Source organism: Corynebacterium otitidis ATCC 51513 (assembly GCF_000296405.1).
GTDB lineage: Bacteria > Actinomycetota > Actinomycetes > Mycobacteriales > Mycobacteriaceae > Corynebacterium > Corynebacterium otitidis.
The window spans coordinates 351870-373464 of the sequence record NZ_JH815194.1 but is presented as its reverse complement, the minus strand read 5'-3'; the positions used below and the strand labels follow the sequence as shown (position 1 = coordinate 373464).

Annotated in this window: 16 protein-coding genes; 10 read left to right on the top strand and 6 right to left on the bottom strand. The window is 69.6% G+C overall.

Annotated elements, in window-relative coordinates:
* Positions 1-323 precede the first annotated feature (323 nt).
* From HMPREF9719_RS07065 to HMPREF9719_RS07035, 7 genes are all read left to right on the top strand, one after another.
* Positions 324-2006 (top strand): nitrite/sulfite reductase, encoded by a 1683-nt coding sequence (locus HMPREF9719_RS07065; protein ID WP_004601307.1) that lies wholly within the window; start codon positions 324-326, stop codon positions 2004-2006.
* Positions 2003-2260: a hypothetical protein gene (locus HMPREF9719_RS07060; RefSeq protein ID WP_004601306.1), complete on the top strand. Its 258-nt coding sequence runs from the start codon at positions 2003-2005 to the stop codon at positions 2258-2260. The genes HMPREF9719_RS07065 and HMPREF9719_RS07060 overlap by 4 nt, the downstream gene beginning before the upstream one ends.
* Positions 2261-2283: 23 nt before the next feature.
* The gene (locus tag HMPREF9719_RS07055) at positions 2284-3066 is read left to right on the top strand and encodes a phosphoadenylyl-sulfate reductase (protein ID WP_004601305.1); all 783 of its coding nucleotides are present in this window, start codon (positions 2284-2286) and stop codon (positions 3064-3066) included.
* A complete protein-coding gene (cysD, locus tag HMPREF9719_RS07050) occupies positions 3063-3998 on the top strand; it encodes a sulfate adenylyltransferase subunit CysD (protein ID WP_004601304.1) in 936 nt (311 codons plus the stop codon). Before HMPREF9719_RS07055 ends, cysD begins: the two co-directional genes overlap by 4 nt.
* A 3-nt stretch (positions 3999-4001) precedes the next feature.
* Positions 4002-5306 carry a sulfate adenylyltransferase subunit 1 gene (locus HMPREF9719_RS07045; RefSeq protein ID WP_004601303.1) on the top strand — a complete coding sequence of 435 codons (1305 nt, stop codon included), beginning with the start codon at positions 4002-4004 and terminating at the stop codon, positions 5304-5306.
* Between the two features lie 6 nt (positions 5307-5312).
* Positions 5313-6032 carry a sirohydrochlorin chelatase gene (locus tag HMPREF9719_RS07040; RefSeq protein ID WP_004601302.1) on the top strand — a complete coding sequence of 240 codons (720 nt, stop codon included), beginning with the start codon at positions 5313-5315 and terminating at the stop codon, positions 6030-6032.
* An 87-nt stretch (positions 6033-6119) separates the two neighbouring features.
* The gene (locus tag HMPREF9719_RS07035; RefSeq protein ID WP_004601301.1) at positions 6120-7076 is read left to right on the top strand and encodes a sulfite exporter TauE/SafE family protein; all 957 of its coding nucleotides are present in this window, start codon (positions 6120-6122) and stop codon (positions 7074-7076) included.
* A gap of 158 nt (positions 7077-7234) precedes the next feature.
* Here the strand turns inward: HMPREF9719_RS07035 and HMPREF9719_RS07030 are convergent, their stop codons facing one another.
* The 6 genes from HMPREF9719_RS07030 to HMPREF9719_RS07005 form a co-directional block, all read right to left on the bottom strand.
* The gene (locus HMPREF9719_RS07030) at positions 7235-8263 is read right to left on the bottom strand and encodes a zinc-binding dehydrogenase (protein WP_004601300.1); all 1029 of its coding nucleotides are present in this window, start codon (positions 8261-8263) and stop codon (positions 7235-7237) included.
* A gap of 124 nt (positions 8264-8387) precedes the next feature.
* Positions 8388-8909, bottom strand: coding sequence for a type 1 glutamine amidotransferase domain-containing protein (locus HMPREF9719_RS07025; RefSeq protein WP_004601299.1), 522 nt, complete (start codon positions 8907-8909; stop codon positions 8388-8390).
* 281 nt (positions 8910-9190) lie between these two features.
* On the bottom strand, positions 9191-10615 hold the full coding sequence (locus tag HMPREF9719_RS07020; protein ID WP_004601298.1) for an AI-2E family transporter: 1425 nt from the start codon (positions 10613-10615) through the stop codon (positions 9191-9193).
* 186 nt (positions 10616-10801) lie between these two features.
* Complete coding sequence (locus HMPREF9719_RS07015) at positions 10802-14242, bottom strand: proline dehydrogenase family protein (protein ID WP_004601297.1); 3441 nt, start codon at positions 14240-14242, stop codon at positions 10802-10804.
* Positions 14243-14584: 342 nt separating this feature from the next.
* The gene (locus HMPREF9719_RS07010) at positions 14585-15616 is read right to left on the bottom strand and encodes an ornithine cyclodeaminase (RefSeq protein WP_004601296.1); all 1032 of its coding nucleotides are present in this window, start codon (positions 15614-15616) and stop codon (positions 14585-14587) included.
* 91 nt (positions 15617-15707) lie between these two features.
* Positions 15708-17234 (bottom strand): amino acid permease, encoded by a 1527-nt coding sequence (locus HMPREF9719_RS07005; protein ID WP_202802571.1) that lies wholly within the window; start codon positions 17232-17234, stop codon positions 15708-15710.
* 474 nt (positions 17235-17708) lie between these two features.
* Here HMPREF9719_RS07005 and dnaK point away from each other — a divergent pair, with 474 nt between their 5' ends.
* The 3 genes from dnaK (at position 17709) to dnaJ (ending at position 21595) form a co-directional block, all read left to right on the top strand.
* Positions 17709-19562 carry a molecular chaperone DnaK gene (gene dnaK, locus HMPREF9719_RS07000; RefSeq protein WP_004601294.1) on the top strand — a complete coding sequence of 618 codons (1854 nt, stop codon included), beginning with the start codon at positions 17709-17711 and terminating at the stop codon, positions 19560-19562.
* A 187-nt stretch (positions 19563-19749) separates the two neighbouring features.
* The gene (grpE, locus tag HMPREF9719_RS06995) at positions 19750-20385 is read left to right on the top strand and encodes a nucleotide exchange factor GrpE (RefSeq protein WP_004601293.1); all 636 of its coding nucleotides are present in this window, start codon (positions 19750-19752) and stop codon (positions 20383-20385) included.
* A gap of 64 nt (positions 20386-20449) precedes the next feature.
* Complete coding sequence (gene dnaJ, locus HMPREF9719_RS06990; RefSeq protein ID WP_004601292.1) at positions 20450-21595, top strand: molecular chaperone DnaJ; 1146 nt, start codon at positions 20450-20452, stop codon at positions 21593-21595.

Here is a 21595-nt window from a genome sequence, read left to right as displayed (position 1 = left end):
CCCCGCGCCCGGGCCGGCTTTCCCGTGTCCGGGGCCGGCCTCGAGGATCCCGCGGCGCTGCCCCGGCCCAGGTAGACCGTGCGGTATGTGACGCGGGTATCAATCTTTCGTCGGCGCCCGGTCGGGGTGGCGGCGGGGCCCGATCGCGAAAACTATTCACGCGCCGCTGCGCCGGATAGCGGCAGGTGGCCGCGGCCGCGATGCGGGCGATCCTGGGTCTTCCCGGGGCGTGTCGAGCGGTGCAATTGTGGTAGACCGCATTGTCTGTTAGAAACAGGTGACACCATTCATGTCTACCGCACGATCCCTAAGGAGGGTGGCGTATGGCACCCACGTCCCCCGCGACGCGGACGCGGAAGCCGAGGGCGAAGAAACCCGAGGGGCAGTGGAAGATCGACGGCACGAAGCCGCTCAACCACGAGGAGGAGCTCAAGCAGGAGGAGGCCGCGTTCGCGGTCAAGCAGCGGGTCATCGACACCTACTCCAAGGAGGGCTTCGACTCGATCCCCGCGGAGGACCTCGCGCCGCGGTTCAAGTGGCTGGGCATCTACACGCAGCGCCGGCAGGACCTTGGCGGGGAGTACACGAAGCAGATCGATAACTCCGAGATGCAGGACCACTACTTCATGATGCGGGTCCGCATCGACGGCGGGCAGCTCAACCCGGAGCGGGTGCGCACCATCGGGGAGATCTCGCGGGACTTCGCGCGCTCCACGGCGGACCTCACCGACCGGCAGAACGTGCAGCTCCACTGGATCGAGATCGAGGACGTGCCCGAGATCTGGGAGCGCTTAGAGGCGGTGGGGCTCACGACGATCATGGCCTGCGGCGACGTGCCGCGCGTCATCATGGGCTCCCCGGTGGCGGGGATCGCCGCCGACGAGGTCATCGACGCGACCCCGGCGATCGACGAGATCCACGAGAAGTACTTAGGCGACGAGGACCTGGCGAATCTGCCGCGCAAGTACAAGACGGGCATCTCCGGCAACGCCCGCCAGGACGTCAACCACGAGATCCAGGACATCGGGTTCGTCGCCTCCGTGCACCCCGAGCACGGCCCGGGGTTCGAGTGCTTCGTCGGCGGGGGCCTGTCGACCAACCCGATGATCGGGCAGCCGCTGGGCGCGTGGATCCCGCTCGAGCGCGTCGCCGAGGTGTGGCACGCGGTCGCGCTGCTGTTCCGCGACTACGGCTTCCGGCGGCTGCGCAACCGGGCGCGCATCAAGTTCCTCGTCAAGGAGTGGGGGATCGAGAAGTTCCGCCGCATCCTCGAAGACGAGTATTTGGACGAGCCGCTCATCGACGGGCCGAAGGTCGAGACCCGCCCCGGCGGGCGCGACCACATCGGCGTCCACGAGCAGAAGGACGGGCGCTTCTACCTCGGGGTGAAGCCCACGGTCGGGCACCTCACCGGCGAGCAGCTCATCGAGATCGCCGATATCGCCGAGGCCCACGGCGTCGAGCGGATCCGCACGACGAACGCCAAGGAGCTGTTGTTCCTCGACGTCGAGCGCGAGGAGATCAACCCGCTCTCCCGCGACCTCGCGGACGCCGGCCTCTACCCGCAGCCCAGCGAGTTCCGCCGCGGGATCATGACGTGCACCGGCCTGGAGTTCTGCAAGCTCGCCTACACGACGACGAAGGCCTACGGCATCGAGCTCGTCGACGAGCTCGAGGAGCGCATCGGGGACCTCGACACGCCGATCACCATCGGCATCAACGGCTGCCCCAACGCCTGCGCCCGCACCCAGGTCTCCGACATCGGGCTCAAGGGCCAGGTCGTCACCGACGACGACGGCAACAAGGTCGAGGGCTTCCAGGTGCACCTCGGCGGCTCGATGAGCCTGGACCAGAACTTCGGGCGCAAGCTCAAGGGCCACAAGGTGCTCGCCACCGAGCTCAACGACTACGTCGCGCGCGTCGTCGGGAACTTCAAGGAGAAGTCCAACGACGGGGAGCTGTTCCGCGAGTGGGTGGCGCGCGCCCCGGAGGACGACCTGCGATGAGCATTCGTCGCAAGCCCAACCCGAACCGCAACTTCCCCACGCACTGCCCGTACTGCGCCGGCGAGGACCTCGTGCCCAACGAGATCACCGACTTCGGCTGGAAGTGCGGCGAGTGCCTGCGCGTCTTCGAGGTGAAGTTCCATGGCCAGGACGACCCGGAGGTTCGCCCCAACCCCGTGGACTCCACCCACGAGGCGCTCGAGCGCTCGCTGAAGCGCCACGCCGGCCGCCAGGTGCTTCGCCGGGCGGAGTGAATCGGAAAGGAGAAAGCCACACGGTGGCCACAGTCAACCTTTTAGGCGGGGGCGCGGGAAACTACCGCGACCCGGAGGTCTCTCCCGAGGGGCGGAGGGAGACCGAGCCGCTCAGCGACGAGGTCGCCCGCGAGAACGAGCGGCTCGTCGCGCGCTACGCCGACGAGCTCTACGAGGCGAGCGCCCCGGAGATCATGGAGTGGGCGAACGAGCACGTGCCCGGCAAGATCGCGGTGACGCTCTCCATGGAGAACACCGTGCTCGCCGAGCTCGCCGCCCGCCACGCGCCGCGCGCCGAGTTCCTCTTCCTCGACACCGAGTACCACTTCGACGAGACCTTAGAGGTCGCCGATAAGGTCGAGCGCCGCTACGAGCAGAAGCTCGTGCGCGCCCGCGCGATCCTCTCTCGCGCGGAGCAGGACAAGACCTACGGGCCGAACCTCTACCGCTCCAACCCCACGGCCTGCTGCCGGATGCGCAAGGTCGAGCCGCTCGCCCGCTACCTGTCGGGCTACGCCGCGTGGGTGACGGGGTTGCGCCGCGCCGACGGGCCGACGAGGAAGAACGCGCCGGCGCTCTCCCTCGACCAGACCGGGCGGCTGAAGATCTCCCCGATCGTCACGTGGACCTTAGAGGACACGCAGGACTACATCGACGACAACGACCTCATCGAGAACCCCCTGACCCACCAGGGCTACCCCTCGATCGGCTGCGCGACGTGCACGCTGCCGGTGAGCGAGGGCGACGACCCGCGGGCGGGCCGCTGGGCGTTCTCCGCGAAGACGGAATGCGGGCTGCACCAATGACGGCAACGATCACCACCACGACGACGGGAGGCGCCTCGCCGCTCTCCCCGCACTTAAGGGAGCTCGAGAGCGAGTCCATCTACATCCTCCGCGAGGTCGCCGGCCAGTTCGACCGGCCGGCGCTGCTGTTCTCCGGGGGCAAGGACTCGGTCGTCGTCCTCGAGCTCGCCAAGCGGGCGTTCCGCCCCGCGGCCGTGCCGTTCGAGCTGCTCCACGTCGATACCGGCCACAACTTCCCCGAGGTCCTCGACTTCCGCGACCGAGTCGTCGAGGAGGCCGGGGTGCGCCTCCACGTGGCGAAGGTGCAGGACTGGATCGACCGCGGCGAGCTCAAGGAGCGGCCCGACGGCACCCGCAACCCGCTGCAGACCGTGCCGCTCGTCGAGACGATCGAGGACCGCGGCTACGACGCGGTGATCGGCGGCGCGCGCCGCGACGAGGAGCGCTCCCGGGCGAAGGAGCGGGTTTTCTCCGTGCGCGACTCGTTCGGCGGCTGGGACCCGCGCCGCCAGCGGCCCGAGCTGTGGAGCCTCTACAACGGCGGCCACCAGCCCGGCGAAAACATCCGCGTCTTCCCGATCTCCAACTGGACCGAGTCGGACGTGTGGGAATACATCGGCAGCCGCGGCATCGAGCTGCCGCCGATCTACTTCGCGCACGAGCGCGACGTATTCCGCCGCGACGGGATGTGGCTCACCCCCGGCGAGTGGGGCGGGCCGCGCGGCGACGAGCAGCTCGAGCGGCGCACCGTGCGCTACCGCACCGTCGGCGACATGTCGTGCACCGGCGCGGTCGAGTCGACCGCCTCCACCGTCGAGGAGGTCATCGAGGAGATCGCCACCTCGACGCTCACCGAGCGCGGCGCGACGCGCGCCGACGACCGGCTGAGCGAGTCGGCGATGGAGGACCGAAAGAAGGAAGGGTACTTCTAAGAGATGAGCGCTCCCGTGACCAGCGTCGCCGGCGGGGTGGACCTCGCCGCGCGCGACACGCTTCGGCTGTGCACCGCCGGCTCCGTCGACGACGGGAAGTCGACGTTCGTTGGCCGGCTGCTCCACGACACCCACTCGGTGCTCGCCGACCAGCTCGACGCGGTGGAGCGCTCCTCGAAGGAGCGCGGCTTCCCCGGCGGGCTGGACTTCTCCCTGCTCGTCGACGGCCTGCGCGCCGAGCGCGAGCAGGGCATCACCATTGATGTGGCCTACCGCTACTTCGCGACGGAGAAGCGCACCTTCATCCTCGCGGACACGCCCGGGCATGTGCAGTACACCCGCAACACCGTCACCGGCATGTCGACCGCGCAGCTCGTCGTCCTGCTCGTCGACGCGCGCAACGGCGTCGTCGAGCAGACCAAGCGGCACCTTTCCGCCGCGGCGCTGCTCGGCGTCGACCAGGTCGTCCTCGCGGTGAACAAGATCGACCTCGTCGACTTCGACGAGCAGGTCTTCCGCGGCATCGAGTCCGAGTTCGTCTCCATCGCAGCCCGGCTGGGCATCGGCACGGCGAAGGCGGTGCCAATCTCCGCGCTCGGCGGCGACAACGTCGCGCAGCGATCCGAGCGCACCCCGTGGTATGGCGGCGAGACCGTCCTCGAGCTGCTCGAGACGCTGCCGGTCGAGCGCGCCGAGGCCGCCGCCCTCGACTTCCGCTTCCCCGTGCAGTACGTCATCCGCGAGCACGAGACCGACTACCGCGGCTACGCCGGGCGCGTCGCCGCCGGCGCTATCGCCGTGGGCGACGAGGTCGCGCTGCCCGAGGGGCGCTCGGCTCGGGTCACCCACGTCGACACCCCCGACGGCCCCGCCTCGAGCGCCGTGGCCGGCGAGTCGGTGACGCTGCGCCTCGATGAGGACGTCGACCTCGCGCGCGGGGACCTCATCTCCGCGGGCACGCGCCCCGAGCCGACCCGCAGGATTTCGGCGACGCTCGTCGGGCTCGGCGAGGCGGGCGTGCGGCCCCGCCAGCGGCTCACGCTGCGCTACGGGCCCGCGACGACCGCGGCGCGGATCACCTCCATCGACGACACCGTCGACCTCGACGGCGGCGTCGCCGAGGAGGACCCCGGCGAGCTGAAGCTCAACGACATCGCGCACGCCACCGTCGAGCTGCAGCGGCCCCTGCCCGTGGAGGACTACGCCGCGCGCGGCGCGGTCGGCGCGTTCCTGCTGGCCGACCAGGCCACCGGCGACACGCTCGCCGCGGGGCTCGTCGGCCTCCACCTCACCGGGGCGAGGGGCTAAGCCGCCGTGGCCGGGCTCATCACCGTCGCGCACGGCACGAGGCGCCGCCGCGGGGAGGAGGGCGTCGCGGCGCTTTCTAGCGCGGCGGGCGCGCTGCTCGGCGCCGAGGTGACCCCGGCCTACCTCGACTTCCAGGAGCCCGACCCGGTGTCCGCCGCGCGCGCCGCCGCGGCCGCCGGCCACGAGCGGGTGGTGTTCGCCCCGCTGCTGTTCACCTCGGCGTTCCACCTCACCTCGGACCTGCCCAAGGCCGCCGAGCGCGCCCGAAATGAGGCCGGCGTCGACGTCGAGGTCGCCGAGCCGATCGGCACGGGAGACGACGTCGCCCGGCTGCTCGCCGGCGTCGCCGCCGAGGACGCGGAGCCGGGGGCAACGCTCGTGCTCTACTCGGTGGGCTCGTCGAGCAGGGCCGCGACCGAGGCCGTGGCGGGACTCGCGGCCCGCGTCGGTGAGCTCGCCGGCGCCCCGTGCACCCCGGTGCAGGCCACCGGCCGGGCCGCCGGCGGCACCGCCGCGCTCGACGAGGTGTCGCGCAACTGCCGCGCGGCGCACCTGCTGCCCCTTTTTGTCACGGATGGTCGATTGCTCGACGAGGCTGCCGGGCACGTCGCACAGTGTCCGGAGGGCGAGTGCCGGTGGGGCGCCTCCCCGGCGCTGGGCACCCGCCTCGCCCGCCTCCTCGCCGGCCGCTTCCGGTCGGCCCTATCGATAACCAGCAACGCCTAGGGCGGCGCCAGGCCCGCCGCCCGGGAGCACTAACGCCCGCCCCGCCTGAGGCGGGGCGGAAAACAGAAAGAGCTTGGTAGTACTCACATGCCTTCCCTGATTCTCATCGCGCTAGCCGGGCTTTTGGCCCAGCTCGTCGACGGCGGCCTCGGCATGGGCTTTGGCGTCGTCTCCACCTCGTTCCTCATCAGCTTCGCGGGTCTCGCGCCCGCCGCGGCGAGCGCCTCGGTGCACGTCGCGGAGCTCGGCACGACGTTCGTCTCCGGTTTGAGCCACTGGCGCTTCGGCAACGTGAAGTGGGGGATTGTCCTCTGGCTCGCGGTGCCGGGCGCGGTCGGCGCGTTCGCGGGCGCGACGTTCCTGTCGAATATCTCCACCGAGGCCGCGACCCCGATCATGGGCCTCATCCTCACCGGGATCGGCCTGTTCCTCATGGCCCGCTTCGTGCGCGGCTGGTCGCCCGCGCCGACGAAGAACGCGCACCACAACCGGGGCTTCCTCGGCGTGCTGGGCGTCTTCGGCGGGTTCATCGACTCGACCGGTGGCGGCGGCTGGGGCCCGACGACGACGTCGACGCTCCTGGCCGTGGGCAAGGACGAGCCGCGCAAGGTCATCGGAACGGTGAGCGCCTCGGAGTTCCTCGTCACGCTGGCCGCGGTGCTCGGCTTCGTCTACGGGCTGCGCGAGGAGATCCTCGAGTACGGCACCGCGATCCTCGCGCTGCTCGCCGGCGGCGTCATCGCCGCGCCGCTCGCCGCGTACATCGTCACGAAGATCAACCCGGCCGCGCTCGGCGGCGTGGTCGGCACGCTGCTCATCGTCCTCAACCTGCCGGACGTCCTCGAGGCCGCGGGCGTGGGCGACACCGCGAACAACGTCGTGCGCGTCCTCGTCATCGTCGTGGGCCTGGGCTCCACGCTGGCGGGCTACCTCTACAACCGCAAGCACGAGAAGGACAAGGAGCAGCAGGGCTTCGGCGAGGAGGCCGCAGAGTCCTCGGCTGGCGCCGAGTCTGAGTCCGAGGCGGCCGACGCGCACCGCTAGCACCCCGGCCACGGTAGCGCGCCCGGTTTTATGGAGGCGGGGCGCGCCGGCCGTAAATTACAACGAGGCGGGGCGCCCGCGGGTGAAACTCCCGCGGGCGCCCCGCTTTTCTGCGTCCGTTACGGCCCCCGCCCTTCTGCGGGTTGGGTCGGGACGGCTTAGTCGTCCTCGGGGTGGAGGACGATGCGGATCGGGTCGCCGACCTTGTTCTCGAGGTTGTGGACCGCCTGCTTCGCCTCGGAGAGCGGCAGCGTGGCGGTGATCGAGTCGCTGAAGTCGGCGCGCTTGTAGCCGATGAGGTCGACGAGCTCCTGCATCGCGGAGCCGACCGAGCCGTAGTGGCCGACGACCTCCTGGCGGTTGAGCTGGAAGGTCATGTCGTCGGGGATCTCGATGGGCTTGCCGGCGATGCCGACGATGATGAGCCGGCCCTTGCGCCCGAGGACCCCGAGGGCCTGCTTGCGCACCGGCGGGACGCCGGCGAAGTCGAACGCGAGGTCGAGGCCCTTGCCGTCGGTGATCATGTCGATCTGCTCGTCGAAGTCCTCGGCGGAGGAGTCGAGCACGTAGTCGGCGCCGTACTCCTCGGCGCGCTTGCGGGGCGTCTCGGCGGGGTCGATGGCGATGATCGGGGCGACGCCGAGGACGCGCAGCAGCTTCACGGCGTGCACGCCGAGGCCGCCCACGCCCCACACGCCGACGGCCTGGCCGGGCTTGGCCTCGGCGGTGTGGAAGACCGCCGACCACGGGGTGGAGACCGCGTCGGGGATGATGCAGGCGACGTCGAAGTCGATGGTGTCGGGGATCTGGATGGCGCACTCGGCGGGGATGACCGTGTACTCGGCCCAGCCGCCGTCGTAGTCGAGGCCCTGGGTGATGGTGCGGCCCTTATCGTCCCGATAGCCGGCGCGCACGACGATCCGCTCGCCCTCGCGATCGGAGTCGACGCCCTCGCCGACGGAGTCGATGACGCCGGCGATCTCGTGGCCGAGGGTGACCTCGTCGCCGTCGAGGTAGGGCGGCTTAAGGTCGCCGCTGAGGATGTGCACGTCGGAGAGGCACACGCCGGCGGACTTGACCTTGACGAGGACCTCGCCGGCGCCGGGGGTAGGCACCTCGACGTCCTGGATGCTGAGCTCGGGCTTCTCTCCGGAGAAGTTCGCGCGGGCGGCGCGCATGGTGGCCATGGGTTTTACCTCTTTCGCTAGTTGGAAACGATCCCTAATAACGGTACGCACGTACGGTTTTTCGGCGATAAAGAAGGGCCCGCGGTCGGGGCGAGGCCCGGCCGCGGGCCCGGGCGCCGGGGCGCTAGCTCAGCGCCTCGACGAGCGCGTTGTTGAACGCCGGCAGGTCCTTCGGCGTGCGCGAGCTAATGAGCTGCCCATCGACATGAACCTCCTCGTCGACCCAGGTCGCGCCCGCGTTGCGCAGGTCGGTCTGGAGGGAGGGGAAGGAGGTGAGCGTCTTGCCCTTGACGACGTCGGCGTCGGTGAGGATCCACGCGCCGTGGCAGATCGCCGCGAGCGGCCGCTCCGAGCCGGCGAACTCCTTGACGAAAGCGACGGCGCCCTCATCGAGGCGCAGCGCGTCGGCGTTGCCCGTGCCGCCGGGCAGCAGCAGCGCGTCGAAGTCGCTGGCCTTCGCCTCGGCGGAGGTGAGGTCGACGTCGAACTCGGCGCCGTGCTTGCCGGTGATCGTGCCCGCCTCGGGCGCGATGATCGCCGCCTCGCCGCCGGCCTCCTTGACCGCGTCCACCGGGCTGGAGAGCTCGGAATCCTCGAAGTCGTTGGTCGCCAGGACGGCGAGCTTCTTGCCCTGCAGATCAGCCATGAAAACTCACAACCCCTTAAATGTCGTGCGTGCGCATCGGAATGCGGGTTTTGCTATGTCGAAACGCCCCCGCCTGGCCGTGGGCGTGGCTCCCGCCACCCCCGGCCCGCGGAGGCACGGCCCAGGATACCCGCGGGCCCCGCGGCGACAACGTGAATCGGGCCACCCGGAGCGCCACTCCCGGGCGGCCCCTCGACCGGGCATGCGACAGGCCCCGGGGCCGCGCCGCTGCGTGACCCCGGGGCCCTGAAATCGTCGAGGCCGTGGCTGTTGCCCGGGCGCTAGTCGGAGGGCCGGCCCACGGGCACGGCCGCACCCTCGTCCTCGTCGCGGCGCGTCGCGATCCGCTTGAGGCGGTCGCGCACCGAGGAGAAGCTCTCCAGCGTGCTCTTCGTCTTCGAGTTGTCCGTGTCGATCTTGATGTCGTCGATGGTGATCTCCCCCGCGCGCAGCGCGACCATCTCGGAGTGGTAGCGCAGCCACACCGCGAGCGTCGCCGCGACGGGCACCGCGAGGAACGCGCCGATGATCCCGAAGAGCGTGGAGCCCACCGTCACGGCGAGTAGCACGATCGCGGCGTGGAGGTTCATCGCCTTGGACTGCAGCACGGGCTGGAGGATATTGCTCTCCAGCTGCTGGACCGCGATGATGATGACCAGCACGATGACCGCCGGCCAGAAGCCGTTCGTCACGAGCGCGACGACGACCGCCAGGGCGCCGGCGGTGATCGCGCCGACGATCGGGATGAAGCCCGCGATGAAGGTGATGACCGCGAGCGCGAACGCGAGCGGCACCTGCATGATCACCAGGCCCAGCCCGATGAAGAACGCGTCGACGAACGAGACGATCGCCTGGGTGCGGATGAACCCGGCGAGCGTGTTCCACGTGCGGCTGAAGACCTCGGTGAGGTGCCAGCCGACGTTGCCGCCCAGGTACTTGCGCAGCCAGGGCAAAAACCTCGGGCCGTCCTTGAGGAAGAAGAACGTGAGCACGAGGGTGACGAACACGGTGACGAGGAAGGACGTCGCCGTGGAGAGCCCCGTGACCACCCCGGAGAAGATCTGCCCGCTGGACTCCTGCAGCACGGTGCCGATCTCGTTGACGGCGTTCTGCAGCTGCTCGAGCTCGAGGTTGAGCGGCGGGCCCTGCATCCAGTCGATGATGCTCTGGATACCCTCCTCGGCGCGGCGCACGAGCGTGGGTACCTGGTTGACGACCGACGGCGCGATCGCCGCGATAACGGCGGCGAAGAGCGCGAACGCGCCCAGTATCGTCACCAGCACCGCGAGCGCCGCGGGGAAGTGCGCCTTCTCGCGCAGCACCCGCACCGGCGGCCACAGCACGGTGCAGATCAACAGCGCGAGCACGACCGGCAGCAGGCCGACCCAAATGAGGCCGAGGCCCTTGAAGAGAAGGTAGCCCGCGCCGGCGAGGACGATGATGCGCAGCGCCCAGCCGGCGACCCAGCGCCCGTCCTGGCCGATGACGGCGGCGCGGTCGGTGACCTCCTGCCCGTCGTCGGGGGTGGGGCGGGGCTTCTCGCCGGTCTCGACGGTGGCGGGGAAGTCGTAGCGGAACTGCTCCTTGGCGAGTCGGCTCGGGTTCTTCGCCGCGGAGACGCTCGCCGACTCCTCCTCGTAGTTCGCGGGCGAGTCCCCGCGCCGGTTGTCGCCGCTCGAACGGCGGCTGCTCTGGTCGTCGGACATGCGGACACTTCCTTTGAGGTTGACATGGCCGTGCGCCCTGGCTCGCATAGGCCAAAGGCAATGGAAAAAGGATACGGCACCGACCCCGGGTGGGGGTGAAATATCGCGGCCGAGGCGCGCTAACGCCCCGCCCGACGCGAACGCGCCGGGCGGGGCGTGGCATCACCTCGCCTATGTAGCGGGAGGCTAGCGCTCGATGTGGCCGACCGGCATGATGATGCCGAAGCGGTGCATCGTCGCAGACAGCGCCTGCTCGAGGAGGAAGGGCAGAAGCTCGCGGCGCCCGTCGGCGAGCACCGGCTGGTCGAGCACCACCGACTGGGAGGCGGCCGCCGCCTCGTAGAGGTCGTCGGTCACCGTGCCGAGCGTGCGGACCCTCGTCGAGGGCGAGCGCTGGATCTCCACGGCGAAGCGCTCGTTGGACACCGGCCGGGCGAACACGCCCAGCTGGTTAAGCTCCGCGGCGACGGCCGGCGGCGCGGAGACGTCGAGCTCGCTGTCGGTGATCGCCGCGCCGAGCAGCATGCGCACGACGTCGCGGGTGCGGTAGTTCTCCCCGACGCGCACCCGCAGCGGCTCGAGGAGCTTCTTGTAGCGGAAGATATTCGCCTCGGAGCGCAGCGCCGTGGGGTCGTGATCGATGCCGAACTCGTTGCGCCACGCGTACGCGTCGCTCTCCGCGGCGCGCCACAGCCAGCGCTGGTCGTCCTTGTCGAGCACCTGGTAGTTCGAGAGGATCTCTCGAACGTTGGGGCTCAAGTCGATGTTCTGCGGCTCGGGGAGTTGGTCTTCCCAGTCGCCGAACTGGGCCACGTAGTTCGGGCCGCCGGCCTTCGCGCCCGGGCCGACGACGGACTGCTTCCAGCCGCCGAAGGACTGGCGCTGGACGATCGCGCCGGTGATGCCCTTGTTGACGTAGGCGTTGCCGACCTCGACGCGCTCGATCCAGTGGGCGACCTCTTCGTTGTCGAGGGAGTGGATCCCGCCGGTGAGCCCGAAGCCGGTGGAGTTCTGCCACTCGATCGCCTGGTCGAGGTCCTCGGCGTACATGATGCCGAGCACCGGGCCGAAGCACTCGTTCTTGTGGAACCACGAGCCGGGCTTGACGTTGTCGCGGATGCCCGGGCTCCAGAAGCGGCCCTCGGCGTCGAGCTGCCGGGGCTTGATGAGCCAGCGCTCGCCCTCGTCGAGCTGCGTGAGCCCGCGCTTGAGCTTCTCGCCCGGGGGCTCGATGAGCCCGTTCATCGTCGTGGCGATGTCCGTGCCCGGCCCGACCTGGAGGGTCTTGACCGCGTCGACGAGCTGGTCGATGAACCGCTTCGACTCGCCCTCCGCGCCGACGAGGATGAGCAGCGAGGCCGCCGAACACTTCTGGCCGGAGTGGCCGAACGCCGACTGGTAGAGGTCCGCGACCGCGAGGTCCGGGTCCGCCGAGGCGGTGACGACGAGCGCGTTCTTGCCCGAGGTTTCCGCGGAGATGTTGAGCTTCGGATCCCAGCCGCGGAACAGCTCCGCGGTCTCCGAGGAGCCGGTGAAGATCACCTGGTCGACGTCGTCGTGGTCGACGAGCGCGCGGCCCGCGTCGCCCTCGTCGGCGCGCACGAGCTGGATGAGGTCCGGGTCCTGGCCCGCGGCCTCAAGCCCGGAGCGCAGCGCCGCGACGGCGACCTCCGCGCAGCGCACGACCTGCGGGGCGGGCTTGATGATCACGGCGCTGCCCGCCGCGAGCGCGGCGAGCATCCCGCCGCAGGGGATCGCCACGGGGAAGTTCCACGGCGGCACCACCACGGTGAGGCGGCGGGGGTGGAACTTCGCGGTGTAGCCCGTGTCGAGGGCGGCGGCGCTGTGGCCGTAGTAGTTCGCGAAGTCGATCGCCTCGGAGACCTCCGGGTCGGACTCGGAGATCGTCTTGCCCGCCTCGTGCGCCATGACGCTGAGCAGGTCCTGGCGCGCGTCGGCGAGCGCGTCGGCCAGCCGGTGGAGCACCTCGGCGCGCTCCTCGCCGGAGGTCTTTCCCCACTCCTCGCCGAGCTTCACGCCGCGGGAGACGAACTCGTCGACCGCGTCGACGTCGGTGATCTCCTCGTGCTCGACCTCGCCGGGCTCCTTCGCGAGAGCCTTGAGCGCCCAGGTGCGGTTGTGCTTGAAGACTGGGTCGGAGTCGGGCTCGTTGACGAAGCGCTGGATGTCGGCGGCCTGGGTGCCGGACTCCTCGGGGCGGTTCTGGTCGCGCGCCGGGCCGGCGAACGTGCTCCAGCGGTCGTTGACCGCCTGGTAGAAGAGCTCCTCCTGCTCCTCCATGGGGGTGAGCTGGTTGCCGCCCTTCGTCGCGGGCGCGAAGAGGGAGTAGAGGAAGTTCTCCCGGTCGCTGTTCTCCTCGAGGCGGCGCGCGAGGTAGCTCACCGCGACGTCGAAGTCCTCGGGCTTGACGACCGGGGTGTAGAGGATGAGCTCGCCGTAGACCTCGTGCACGGCGCGCGCCTGGGCGGGCGCCATGCCCTGGAGCATCTCCGCGTTGACCTGGCGCTCGACGCCGCGCTTGGTGGCCAGCTCCCACGCCAGAGCCGAGGTGAAGAGGTTGTGGGAGCCCACGCCGATGTGCACGGCGTCGGCGTACTCGGGCTGGAGGATGAAGTCGAGCAGCCGGAAGTAGTTCGCGTCCGTCTCGGCCTTGACCATGTAGGGCGCCTGGTGCCAGCCCTTGATCTCGCCCTCGACGCGCTCCATGGAGATGTTCGCGCCCTTCACCAGGCGCACCTTGATGGGCGTGCCGCCCTCCTCGACGCGCTTGACGGCGAACTCCGCGAGGTCCTTCAGGGCGTAGATCGTGTCGGGCAGGTAGGCCTGCAGCACGATGCCGGCCTCGAAGTCCTTGAACTCGTCCTCGGAGATGATCTCCTTGAACAGGTCGATGGTCAGGTCGAGGTCGTGGTACTCCTCCATGTCGAGGTTGACGAAGACGCCGTTCTTCTTCGCTTCCTCGTAGACCGGGCGCAGCCGGTCCTTGAGCCGCTTGAGCGAGCCGTCGTAGTCCCAGTGGTTGAGCTGGGAGCACAGGCTCGAGGCCTTCACCGAGACGTACGTGACGTTCGGGTTGCGGATGAGCTCGATGGTGCGGCGGGTGCGGTCCTTGGCCTCCTTCTCGCCGAGCACCTCCTCGCCGAGGAGGTTGAGATTGAGCTGCACGCCCTCGGCGTTGGCCTCCTCGAGGCGTTTGTTGAGCGCGTGCGAGCCCGCGTCGAGGACGAGGTGGCCGACCATCTGGCGCATCCTCGCCCGCGCCATGGGCATGACGATCCACGGGAAGTACGGCGCGAAGAACGAACCCAGGTTGAGCAGCGCCTTGTTGAACTCGCCGAGGAAGTCGGGGGCCTCGGTGATCTTGCGCATCGCGTTCGCGGCGACCTTGTTGCTCTCCGGGCGGGCGACCCGGTCGACGAAGTCCATGGTGAAGCTCACCCCGTTGGGGTCGCGCACGAGCGCGGCGAGCTGCTCGGTGGCGTGCGAGCCGCTCGTGGACTCCTTGCCCTCCTCCAGCCAGTCGTGGGCGCGGGCGACGGCCGCGACGACGACGTCGTCGACGTCGGAGGTGTTGGCCGGGGCGAGCTCTGCGGGGTTGGTGACCATGCCTGACCTTCCTTGAGATGAAGACATAACGGGGATGCGATGGGGTTTTGAGCCACGCTACCCCACATCTTGGGTGAGGGGGACATCACGCAAAAGGTGGAAAATTATAGGACGCCCGTCCTGCGAGCTGGGGTGACGCCGCTCTCGAAGGGGCGTGGCGTCGCCCCGCCGCGGCGGGGCGCGGTACGCTGCATAAACGCCAATGCATAAGTGGGGTGTCCCCGCCGGCGGGCGGGCGAGGATACTCCGCCCGGCCCGCCCGGGGGCCGCCTCGGGGGTAGGGTGCTCCCCCTGGTGAGCGCATATAAAGCGCCCGCCTGGTCGGGGAGTCGTCGCCCGGCCCTAGCGGGGCAGCGGCGCGGGCTGCGGCACCAGCGAGAAGAGGTTCTTCGGGTCCTCCGGCTCGGCGAGCAGGTTGATGTGCTGATCGAAGCGGGTCTCCGAGACGTGGTCGCGCACGTAGCGCAGGCCCGCGAAGTCGTTGATCGCGAAGCCCACCGAGTCGAAGAGCGTGATCTCCTCGGCCGAGCGGCGGCCCTCGTCCTCGCCGGTGATCACCCGCCACACCTCGCGCACGGGGAAGTCCTCGGGCATCTGCTGGATCTCGCCCTCGATTCGGGTCTGCTCGGGGAACTCGACGAAGACCTCCGCGCGCTTCAAGATCGCCGCGTCGAGCTCCGTCTTGCCGGGGCAGTCCCCGCCGATCGCGTTGAGGTGCATGCCCGGGCGCACGTCCGCGTCGTGGAGGATCGTGTTCGTCGCCTTGTCCGCGGTGCACACCGTGACGATGTCCGCGCCCTCGACCGCCTCGGCCGCCGAGGAGCACTTCGTCACCCGGAAGCCCAGCGGCGCGATGTTCTGCTCGAACTTCTCCATCGCCTTCTCGTCGATGTCGAAGCAGCGGATCTCCTCGGCGCCCGTGGCCGCCCGCATGCCGAGCGCCTGGAACTCCGACTGCGAGCCCGAGCCGATCATCGCGTGGACCTTGGAGTCGGGCCGGGCGAGCTTGCGCGCCACCATCCCCGAGGCCGCCGCCGTGCGCAGCGCGGTGAGCACGGTCATCTCGGCGAGGAAGGTGGGGTAGCCGTTGTCGACGTTGGCGAGCACCCCGAAGGCCACGACGGTCTGGAAGCCGCGCGCCGGGTTCGAGGGGTGGCCGTTGACGTACTTGAAGCCGTACTCCGTCGCGTTCGAGGCGGGCATGAGCTCGATGACGCCGAGCGGGGAGTGGTTCGCCACCCGGGGGATCTTCGTGAAGCCCTCCCAGTTGGCGTAATCTTCCTCGAGGTAGTCCATCATCCCGGCGATGGTGCGCTCGACGCCCTCGCTCGCGAGCCAGTCGGTCATGCCGTCGACATCGATGAAGCGGGTCATGGGGAAAGAAACCTCCGTGAAACGTAGGGATTAGGGATAGGTATAGGAAACGGGTGCCCCGCGGGTGTGAGGCCCGCGCGGGCCGGGCGGCCTAGCCGCCGGGGGCCGCCTCCGGCGGGGTGCGCTCCGGCGGCGCGCCCTCCGGGTTGTCGCCCTCGGGCGGGGTGGCCTGCGAGGACGCGGCCTTGCGCGCCTGCCGGGCGTCGACCGCGGCCATGATCCGGCGCCGATTGACGACCCAGCCGACGACGAGCAGCGGGACGAAGAGCAGCGAGACGATGAGCGTCCACGAGCCCACCGGGTAGTCGAAGGCCATGAGCACGATGACCCCGGCGAGGAACGCGAGCGTGAGGTAGTTGAGCCCCGGGTACCCCGGCGCCCGGTACTCGGGCCGGTTGTACTCGCTCGTCGTCCGCGCGAGCTTGACGAAGCGCAGGTGCGCCAGTGTGATCGCCAGCCAGCTCGCCATCGTGCCCAGCGCCGCGAGGTTGAGCACGATCTCGAAGGTCTGCTCGGGCACGACGTAGTTGAGGCCCACGCCGAAGAGCGCGACGACGGCGGTGAAGAGGATCCCGCCGGTGGGCACGCCCTTCGCGGAGACCCGGGCGGTGAACTTCGGGGCGGAGCCCTCCACCGAGAGCGCGTGGAGGATCCGGCCCGTGGAGTAGAGCCCCGCGTTGAGCGAGGAGAACGCCGCGGTGATGACGATGAGCTGCATGATGGGCGCGGCCGCGTCGACGCCGATGCGCTCGAAGAACGTGACGAACGGCGACTCGCCCGCCGAGTACTCGGTGTAGGGCATGAGCAGGCACAGCAGCAGCACCGAGCCGAAGTAGAACACGATGATGCGCATCATCACGAGGTTGACGGCCTTGGGGATCTCCGTGCGGGCGTTCTTCGCCTCCCCGGAGGCGGTGCCGACGAGCTCGATGCCGGCGTAGGCGAAGACCACGCCCTGAATGACTATGAGCGCGGGCATAACACCGTTGGGGAAGAGGCCGCCGGACTCGGTGAGCAGGCTCAGCCCGCTCGGCTCGTCGATGGGGGTGCCAACGATGACGAAGATGACGCCGATGACGAGGAAGCCGCTGAGCGCGAGGATCTTGATGAGGGAGAACCAGAACTCCAGCTCCCCGAAGACCTTGACAGACAGCAGGTTCAGCCCGACGACGGTGACGACGACGATGAGCGCGATGAGGCCCTGCGGCAGGCCGGCGATGAACTCGCTGTACTGGCCGAACCACTTGATGTAGATCGCGATCGCCGTGCCGTCGGCCACCGCGGTCATCGCCCAGTTGAACCAGTACATCCACCCGGAGACGTACGCGGCCTTCTCGCCGTAGAACTCGCGGGCATACGACACGAACGAGCCCGTGGTCGGCCGATAGACGATGAGCTCGCCGAGGAACCTCAGGATGAAGTAGCCGATGATGCCGCACACGAGGTACATGAGCGCGACCGACGGGCCGGCGATCTCCAGGCGGGCGCCGGTGCCGAGGAACAGGCCCGTGCCGATCGCGGAGCCCACCGCGATCATCTGCAGCTGACGCCTGCCCAGCCCCTTGCGGAAACCGGCCTCCTCCGGTGTCGCGGGTCTCGCCCGCCTGCGAAATGTCATGCGAGGCACAATAAACCACATGAATTAAAAATGCTACACACAGAGAATAGTATGCACTTTAATCCATAAACCCAGCTTTTTTGCGGCCCGCTCCCCGCGCGGAGTCCGGGCCGCGCCGGGGCTTCCGGTGTGGGGAGGCCTCGGGGTGGCCGGGGCTGCCGTGGATTGCGTGGGGAGGCGCTTCCCGGGTGCCTCGACGGGGCGTGCGCCGCGCCGCCTCGGCGGCGGGTTTGCCCCCCGGGGATGGGATCGAAGCAGTTCTGATCTGCGCAAACGCAAAAACTTGAGCGAAGGTGGAACAACTCTGCGGGGAGGGGTGTTGCACCGAATGTCAGGTTGAGTGGCAGGCACTCAATGAGCGTGTTAGCGTTGGGTCCTGTTGAGCGGGCCGGGATAAACCCCAGGGGTTCGGCCCGCGGCCTGATCGGCAGGATCGACAGATCGCTTTTCGCAGCAAAGGAGCACAGGAAACACATGGGACGCGTAGTTGGTATCGACCTCGGCACGACGAACTCGGTGGTCTCCGTCCTCGAGGGCGGCGAGCCGACCGTCATCGCGAACTCCGAGGGCTCCCGCACCACCCCGTCGGTCGTGGCCTTCGCGAAGAACAACGAGGTTCTCGTCGGCCAGTCGGCGAAGAACCAGGCGGTCACCAACGTTGACCGCACGGTGCGCTCGGTGAAGCGCCACATCGGCGACAACGACTGGCACGTCGATATCGACGACAAGAGCTACACCCCGCAGGAGATCTCCGCGCGCACCCTGCAGAAGCTCAAGAGGGACGCGGAGTCCTACCTCGGCGAGGACGTCACCGACGCGGTCATCACCGTGCCGGCCTACTTCGAGGACGCGCAGCGCCAGGCCACCAAGGAGGCCGGCCAGATCGCGGGGCTCAACGTCCTGCGCATCGTCAACGAGCCGACCGCCGCGGCGCTGGCCTACGGGCTCGAGAAGAGCGACAAGGACCAGACCATCCTCGTCTTCGACCTGGGCGGCGGCACCTTCGACGTGTCCCTCCTCGAGATCGGCGACGGCGTCGTCGAGGTCCGCGCCACCGCGGGCGACAACCAGCTCGGCGGCGACGACTGGGACCAGCGCATCGTCGACTGGCTCGTCGAGAACTTCCAGAAGCAGAACGGCATCGACCTCTCGAAGGACAAGATGGCCCTCCAGCGCCTCCGCGAGGCCGCCGAGAAGGCCAAGATCGAGCTCTCCAGCTCGCAGCAGACCTCGATCAACCTGCCCTACATCACGGTCGACTCGGAGAAGAACCCGCTCTTCCTTGACGAGACGCTCTCGCGCGCCGAGTTCCAGCGCATCACCCAGGACCTCCTCGACCGGACGAAGAAGCCCTTCAACCAGGTCATCTCCGACGCCGACATGAAGGTCTCCGACATCGACCAGGTGGTCCTCGTCGGCGGCTCGACCCGCATGCCCGCCGTCAGCGACCTGGTCAAGGACCTCACCGGCGGCAAGGAGCCCAACAAGGGCGTCAACCCCGACGAGGTCGTCGCGATGGGCGCGGCCCTCCAGGCCGGCGTGCTGCGCGGCGAGGTCAAGGACGTGCTCCTCCTCGACGTCACGCCGCTCTCGCTGGGCATCGAGACCAAGGGTGGGGTGATGACCAAGCTCATCGAGCGCAACACCACCATCCCGACGAAGAAGTCCGAGACCTTCACCACCGCCGAGGACAACCAGCCCTCCGTGCAGATCCAGGTCTTCCAGGGCGAGCGCGAGATGGCCTCGGCGAACAAGCTGCTCGGCTCCTTCGAGCTCGGCGGCATCGCCCCGGCGCCCCGCGGCGTGCCCCAGATCGAGGTGACCTTCGACATCGACGCCAACGGCATCGTGCACGTCACCGCGAAGGACAAGGGCACCGGCAAGGAGAACACGATCACCATCCAGGAGGGCTCCGGCCTCTCCGAGGAGGAGATCGACCGCATGGTCAAGGACGCCGAGGCCCACGCCGAGGAGGACAAGCAGCGCCGCGAGGAGCAGGAGACCCGCAACTCCGCGGAGTCGATGGCCTACCAGACGCGCAACTTCCTCAAGGAGAACGAGGACAAGGTCCCCGAGGACGTGCGCACCAAGGTCGAGAAGGCCGCCGACGACGTCGACGAGGCCCTCAAGGGCGATGACCTCGACGCCATCAAGAAGGCCGTCGACGAGCTCTCCACCCAGTCCCAGGAGGCCGGCAAGGCGATCTACGAGGCCGCGCAGGCCGAGCAGCAGAGCGAGGCCTCCGGCGAGCAGCAGTCCGGCGGGGACGACGACGTCGTCGACGCTGAGGTCGTCGACGAGGACGACAAGAAGGACTCCGACAACTAAGGCGCCCCGGCGGGCCGCCCGCCGGCCGCCCGAGGCGTCCCGGGGCCGCTCGCCCCGGTCCCCACGCGCAGCACCCGCGGCCCGCCGCTCCGGCTGGATCCACTCCGCCCGGTCGGCGGGCCGCGGCCGTGAGCCGGGCCCCTCGCCGGGGTCGACGGCACCGAGATAGACGAAGAGAGGCACGCACATGGCCAGCTCAGAGGACAACTTCGAGAACCACGACAACGACGAGGCCGACGAGGAGCGCCGGGCCCGACACGCCGCCGAGGACGCCGACGCCGCGGCCGGCGAGGACGCCGCCGCGAGCGAGGGCGACGTCGTCGACGAGGCCGAGCGCATCGCCGGCGAGGCCGCCGAGGCCGGTGGCGCCGGGGACGCCGACGCGGGCGAGGACGGCTCGCTCGCCACCCAGCTCGAGGAGCGCACCGAGGACTTGAAGCGGCTCTCCGCCGAGTACTCGAACTACCGGCGGCGCTCCGAGCGGGAGCGCAAGGCCGCCGTCGAGGCCGCGCAGGCCGCGCAGCTCGGCGAGCTCCTGCCCATCCTCGACGACCTCATCCTCGCCGAGCAGCACGGCGACCTGGACGAGGGGCCCCTGAAGGCCTTCTCCGAGAAGTTCCGCGCGACGCTCACCTCGCTGGGGCTGGAGTCCTACGGCGAGGCCGGCGAGGAGTTCGACCCCGCGATTCACGAGGCCGTCCAGGACGCCTCCACCGGGGAGGACAAGGTCCTCGACACGGTGCTGCGCAAGGGCTACCGGCTGCGCGGCCGGGTGGTGCGCTCCGCGATGGTCGTCATTGGCGACCCCGCCGCGGAGGAGTAGCGGCCAGGCCCCGGCTTAACGGGGCCCGCCGCGCCGTGAGCGAGAAGAAAGGATTAACGAAGAGGTGGATCAGAAAGAGTGGGCCGAGAAGGACTACTACGCCGACCTTGGCGTGTCCTCCTCCGCGAGCGCCGACGAGATCCGCAAGGCCTACCGCAAGCTCGCCCGGGAGAACCACCCGGACCTCAAGCCGGACGACAAGGAGGCCGAGGAGCGCTTCAAGCGCGCCGCGGAGGCCTACGACGTTGTCGGCGACGAGAAGAAGCGCAAGCAGTACGACGAGTTCCGCCGCATGCTGAAAAACGGCGGCCTGGGGGGCTCGGGCTTTCCCGGCGGGTTTCGCCGCACGTCGGGCCAGGGCCAGGGCTTCAGCGCGTCGGACATCTTCGGCCAGCAGGCGGGCCAGGGCGGCTTTTCTGACCTCTTCGGCGATATTTTCGGCGGCGCTGGGGGCCCTCGCCGGCAGGCTCGTCCGCGACGCGGCGCGGACATCGAAACGCGGATCACGATCTCGTTCCGGGAGGCGGCGCAGGGCACGCAGATCCCGGTCCAGTTGACCGGGGAGGCGCCCTGCCAGCGCTGCCACGGCTCGGGTTCGGCGAGCGGGCAGGCCGCGACGTGCCAGTCGTGCGACGGCACCGGCTACCAGTCGGAGAACCGCGGCGCATTTGGATTCTCTCGGCCGTGCCCCGACTGCGGCGGCACCGGCGAGCGCGTCACCGATCCGTGCTCGAACTGCCGCGGCACCGGCACCGAGACCCGCAGCCGCACGATTACCGTGCGCATCCCCGCCGGCGTGGCCGACGGGCAGCGGCTTCGGCTCGCGGGTCGCGGCGAGGCCGGGCCGAACGGCAAGCCGTCCGGGGACCTCTTCGTCACCGTCGAGGTCACCGCCGACCCGCTCTTCCGCCGCAGTGGCGATAACCTGGAGGTCACGGTCCCGGTATCGTTCGCGGACCTCGCGCTGGGCGGCACGATCAGCGCGCCCACCCTCGAGGACACGGTGCGCCTCAAGGTGCCCGCCGGAACCCGCGACGGGAAGACCTTTAGGGTGCGCGGCCAGGGCATCAAGAACGGCGACCTGCTCGTCACCGTCAAGGTCGCCGTCCCGGAGAAGCTCTCCGACGAGGCCGCCGAGGCCCTCAAGGCCTATGCGCGCGCCGAGCGGGAGTCCGGATTCGATCCGCGAGCCGGGTGGGAAGGAGCGTAA

Coding starts and splice junctions, on each gene's coding strand:
- HMPREF9719_RS07065 (WP_004601307.1), top strand. CDS start 324: ATGGCACCCACGTCCCCCGCGACGCGGACGCGGAAGCCGAGGGCGAAG.
- HMPREF9719_RS07060 (WP_004601306.1), top strand. CDS start 2,003: ATGAGCATTCGTCGCAAGCCCAACCCGAACCGCAACTTCCCCACGCAC.
- cysD (WP_004601304.1), top strand. CDS start 3,063: ATGACGGCAACGATCACCACCACGACGACGGGAGGCGCCTCGCCGCTC.
- HMPREF9719_RS07045 (WP_004601303.1), top strand. CDS start 4,002: ATGAGCGCTCCCGTGACCAGCGTCGCCGGCGGGGTGGACCTCGCCGCG.
- HMPREF9719_RS07035 (WP_004601301.1), top strand. CDS start 6,120: ATGCCTTCCCTGATTCTCATCGCGCTAGCCGGGCTTTTGGCCCAGCTC.
- HMPREF9719_RS07030 (WP_004601300.1), bottom strand. CDS start 8,263: ATGGCCACCATGCGCGCCGCCCGCGCGAACTTCTCCGGAGAGAAGCCC.
- HMPREF9719_RS07025 (WP_004601299.1), bottom strand. CDS start 8,909: ATGGCTGATCTGCAGGGCAAGAAGCTCGCCGTCCTGGCGACCAACGAC.
- HMPREF9719_RS07020 (WP_004601298.1), bottom strand. CDS start 10,615: ATGTCCGACGACCAGAGCAGCCGCCGTTCGAGCGGCGACAACCGGCGC.
- HMPREF9719_RS07015 (WP_004601297.1), bottom strand. CDS start 14,242: ATGGTCACCAACCCCGCAGAGCTCGCCCCGGCCAACACCTCCGACGTC.
- HMPREF9719_RS07010 (WP_004601296.1), bottom strand. CDS start 15,616: ATGACCCGCTTCATCGATGTCGACGGCATGACCGACTGGCTCGCGAGC.
- HMPREF9719_RS07005 (WP_202802571.1), bottom strand. CDS start 17,234: ATGACATTTCGCAGGCGGGCGAGACCCGCGACACCGGAGGAGGCCGGT.
- dnaK (WP_004601294.1), top strand. CDS start 17,709: ATGGGACGCGTAGTTGGTATCGACCTCGGCACGACGAACTCGGTGGTC.
- grpE (WP_004601293.1), top strand. CDS start 19,750: ATGGCCAGCTCAGAGGACAACTTCGAGAACCACGACAACGACGAGGCC.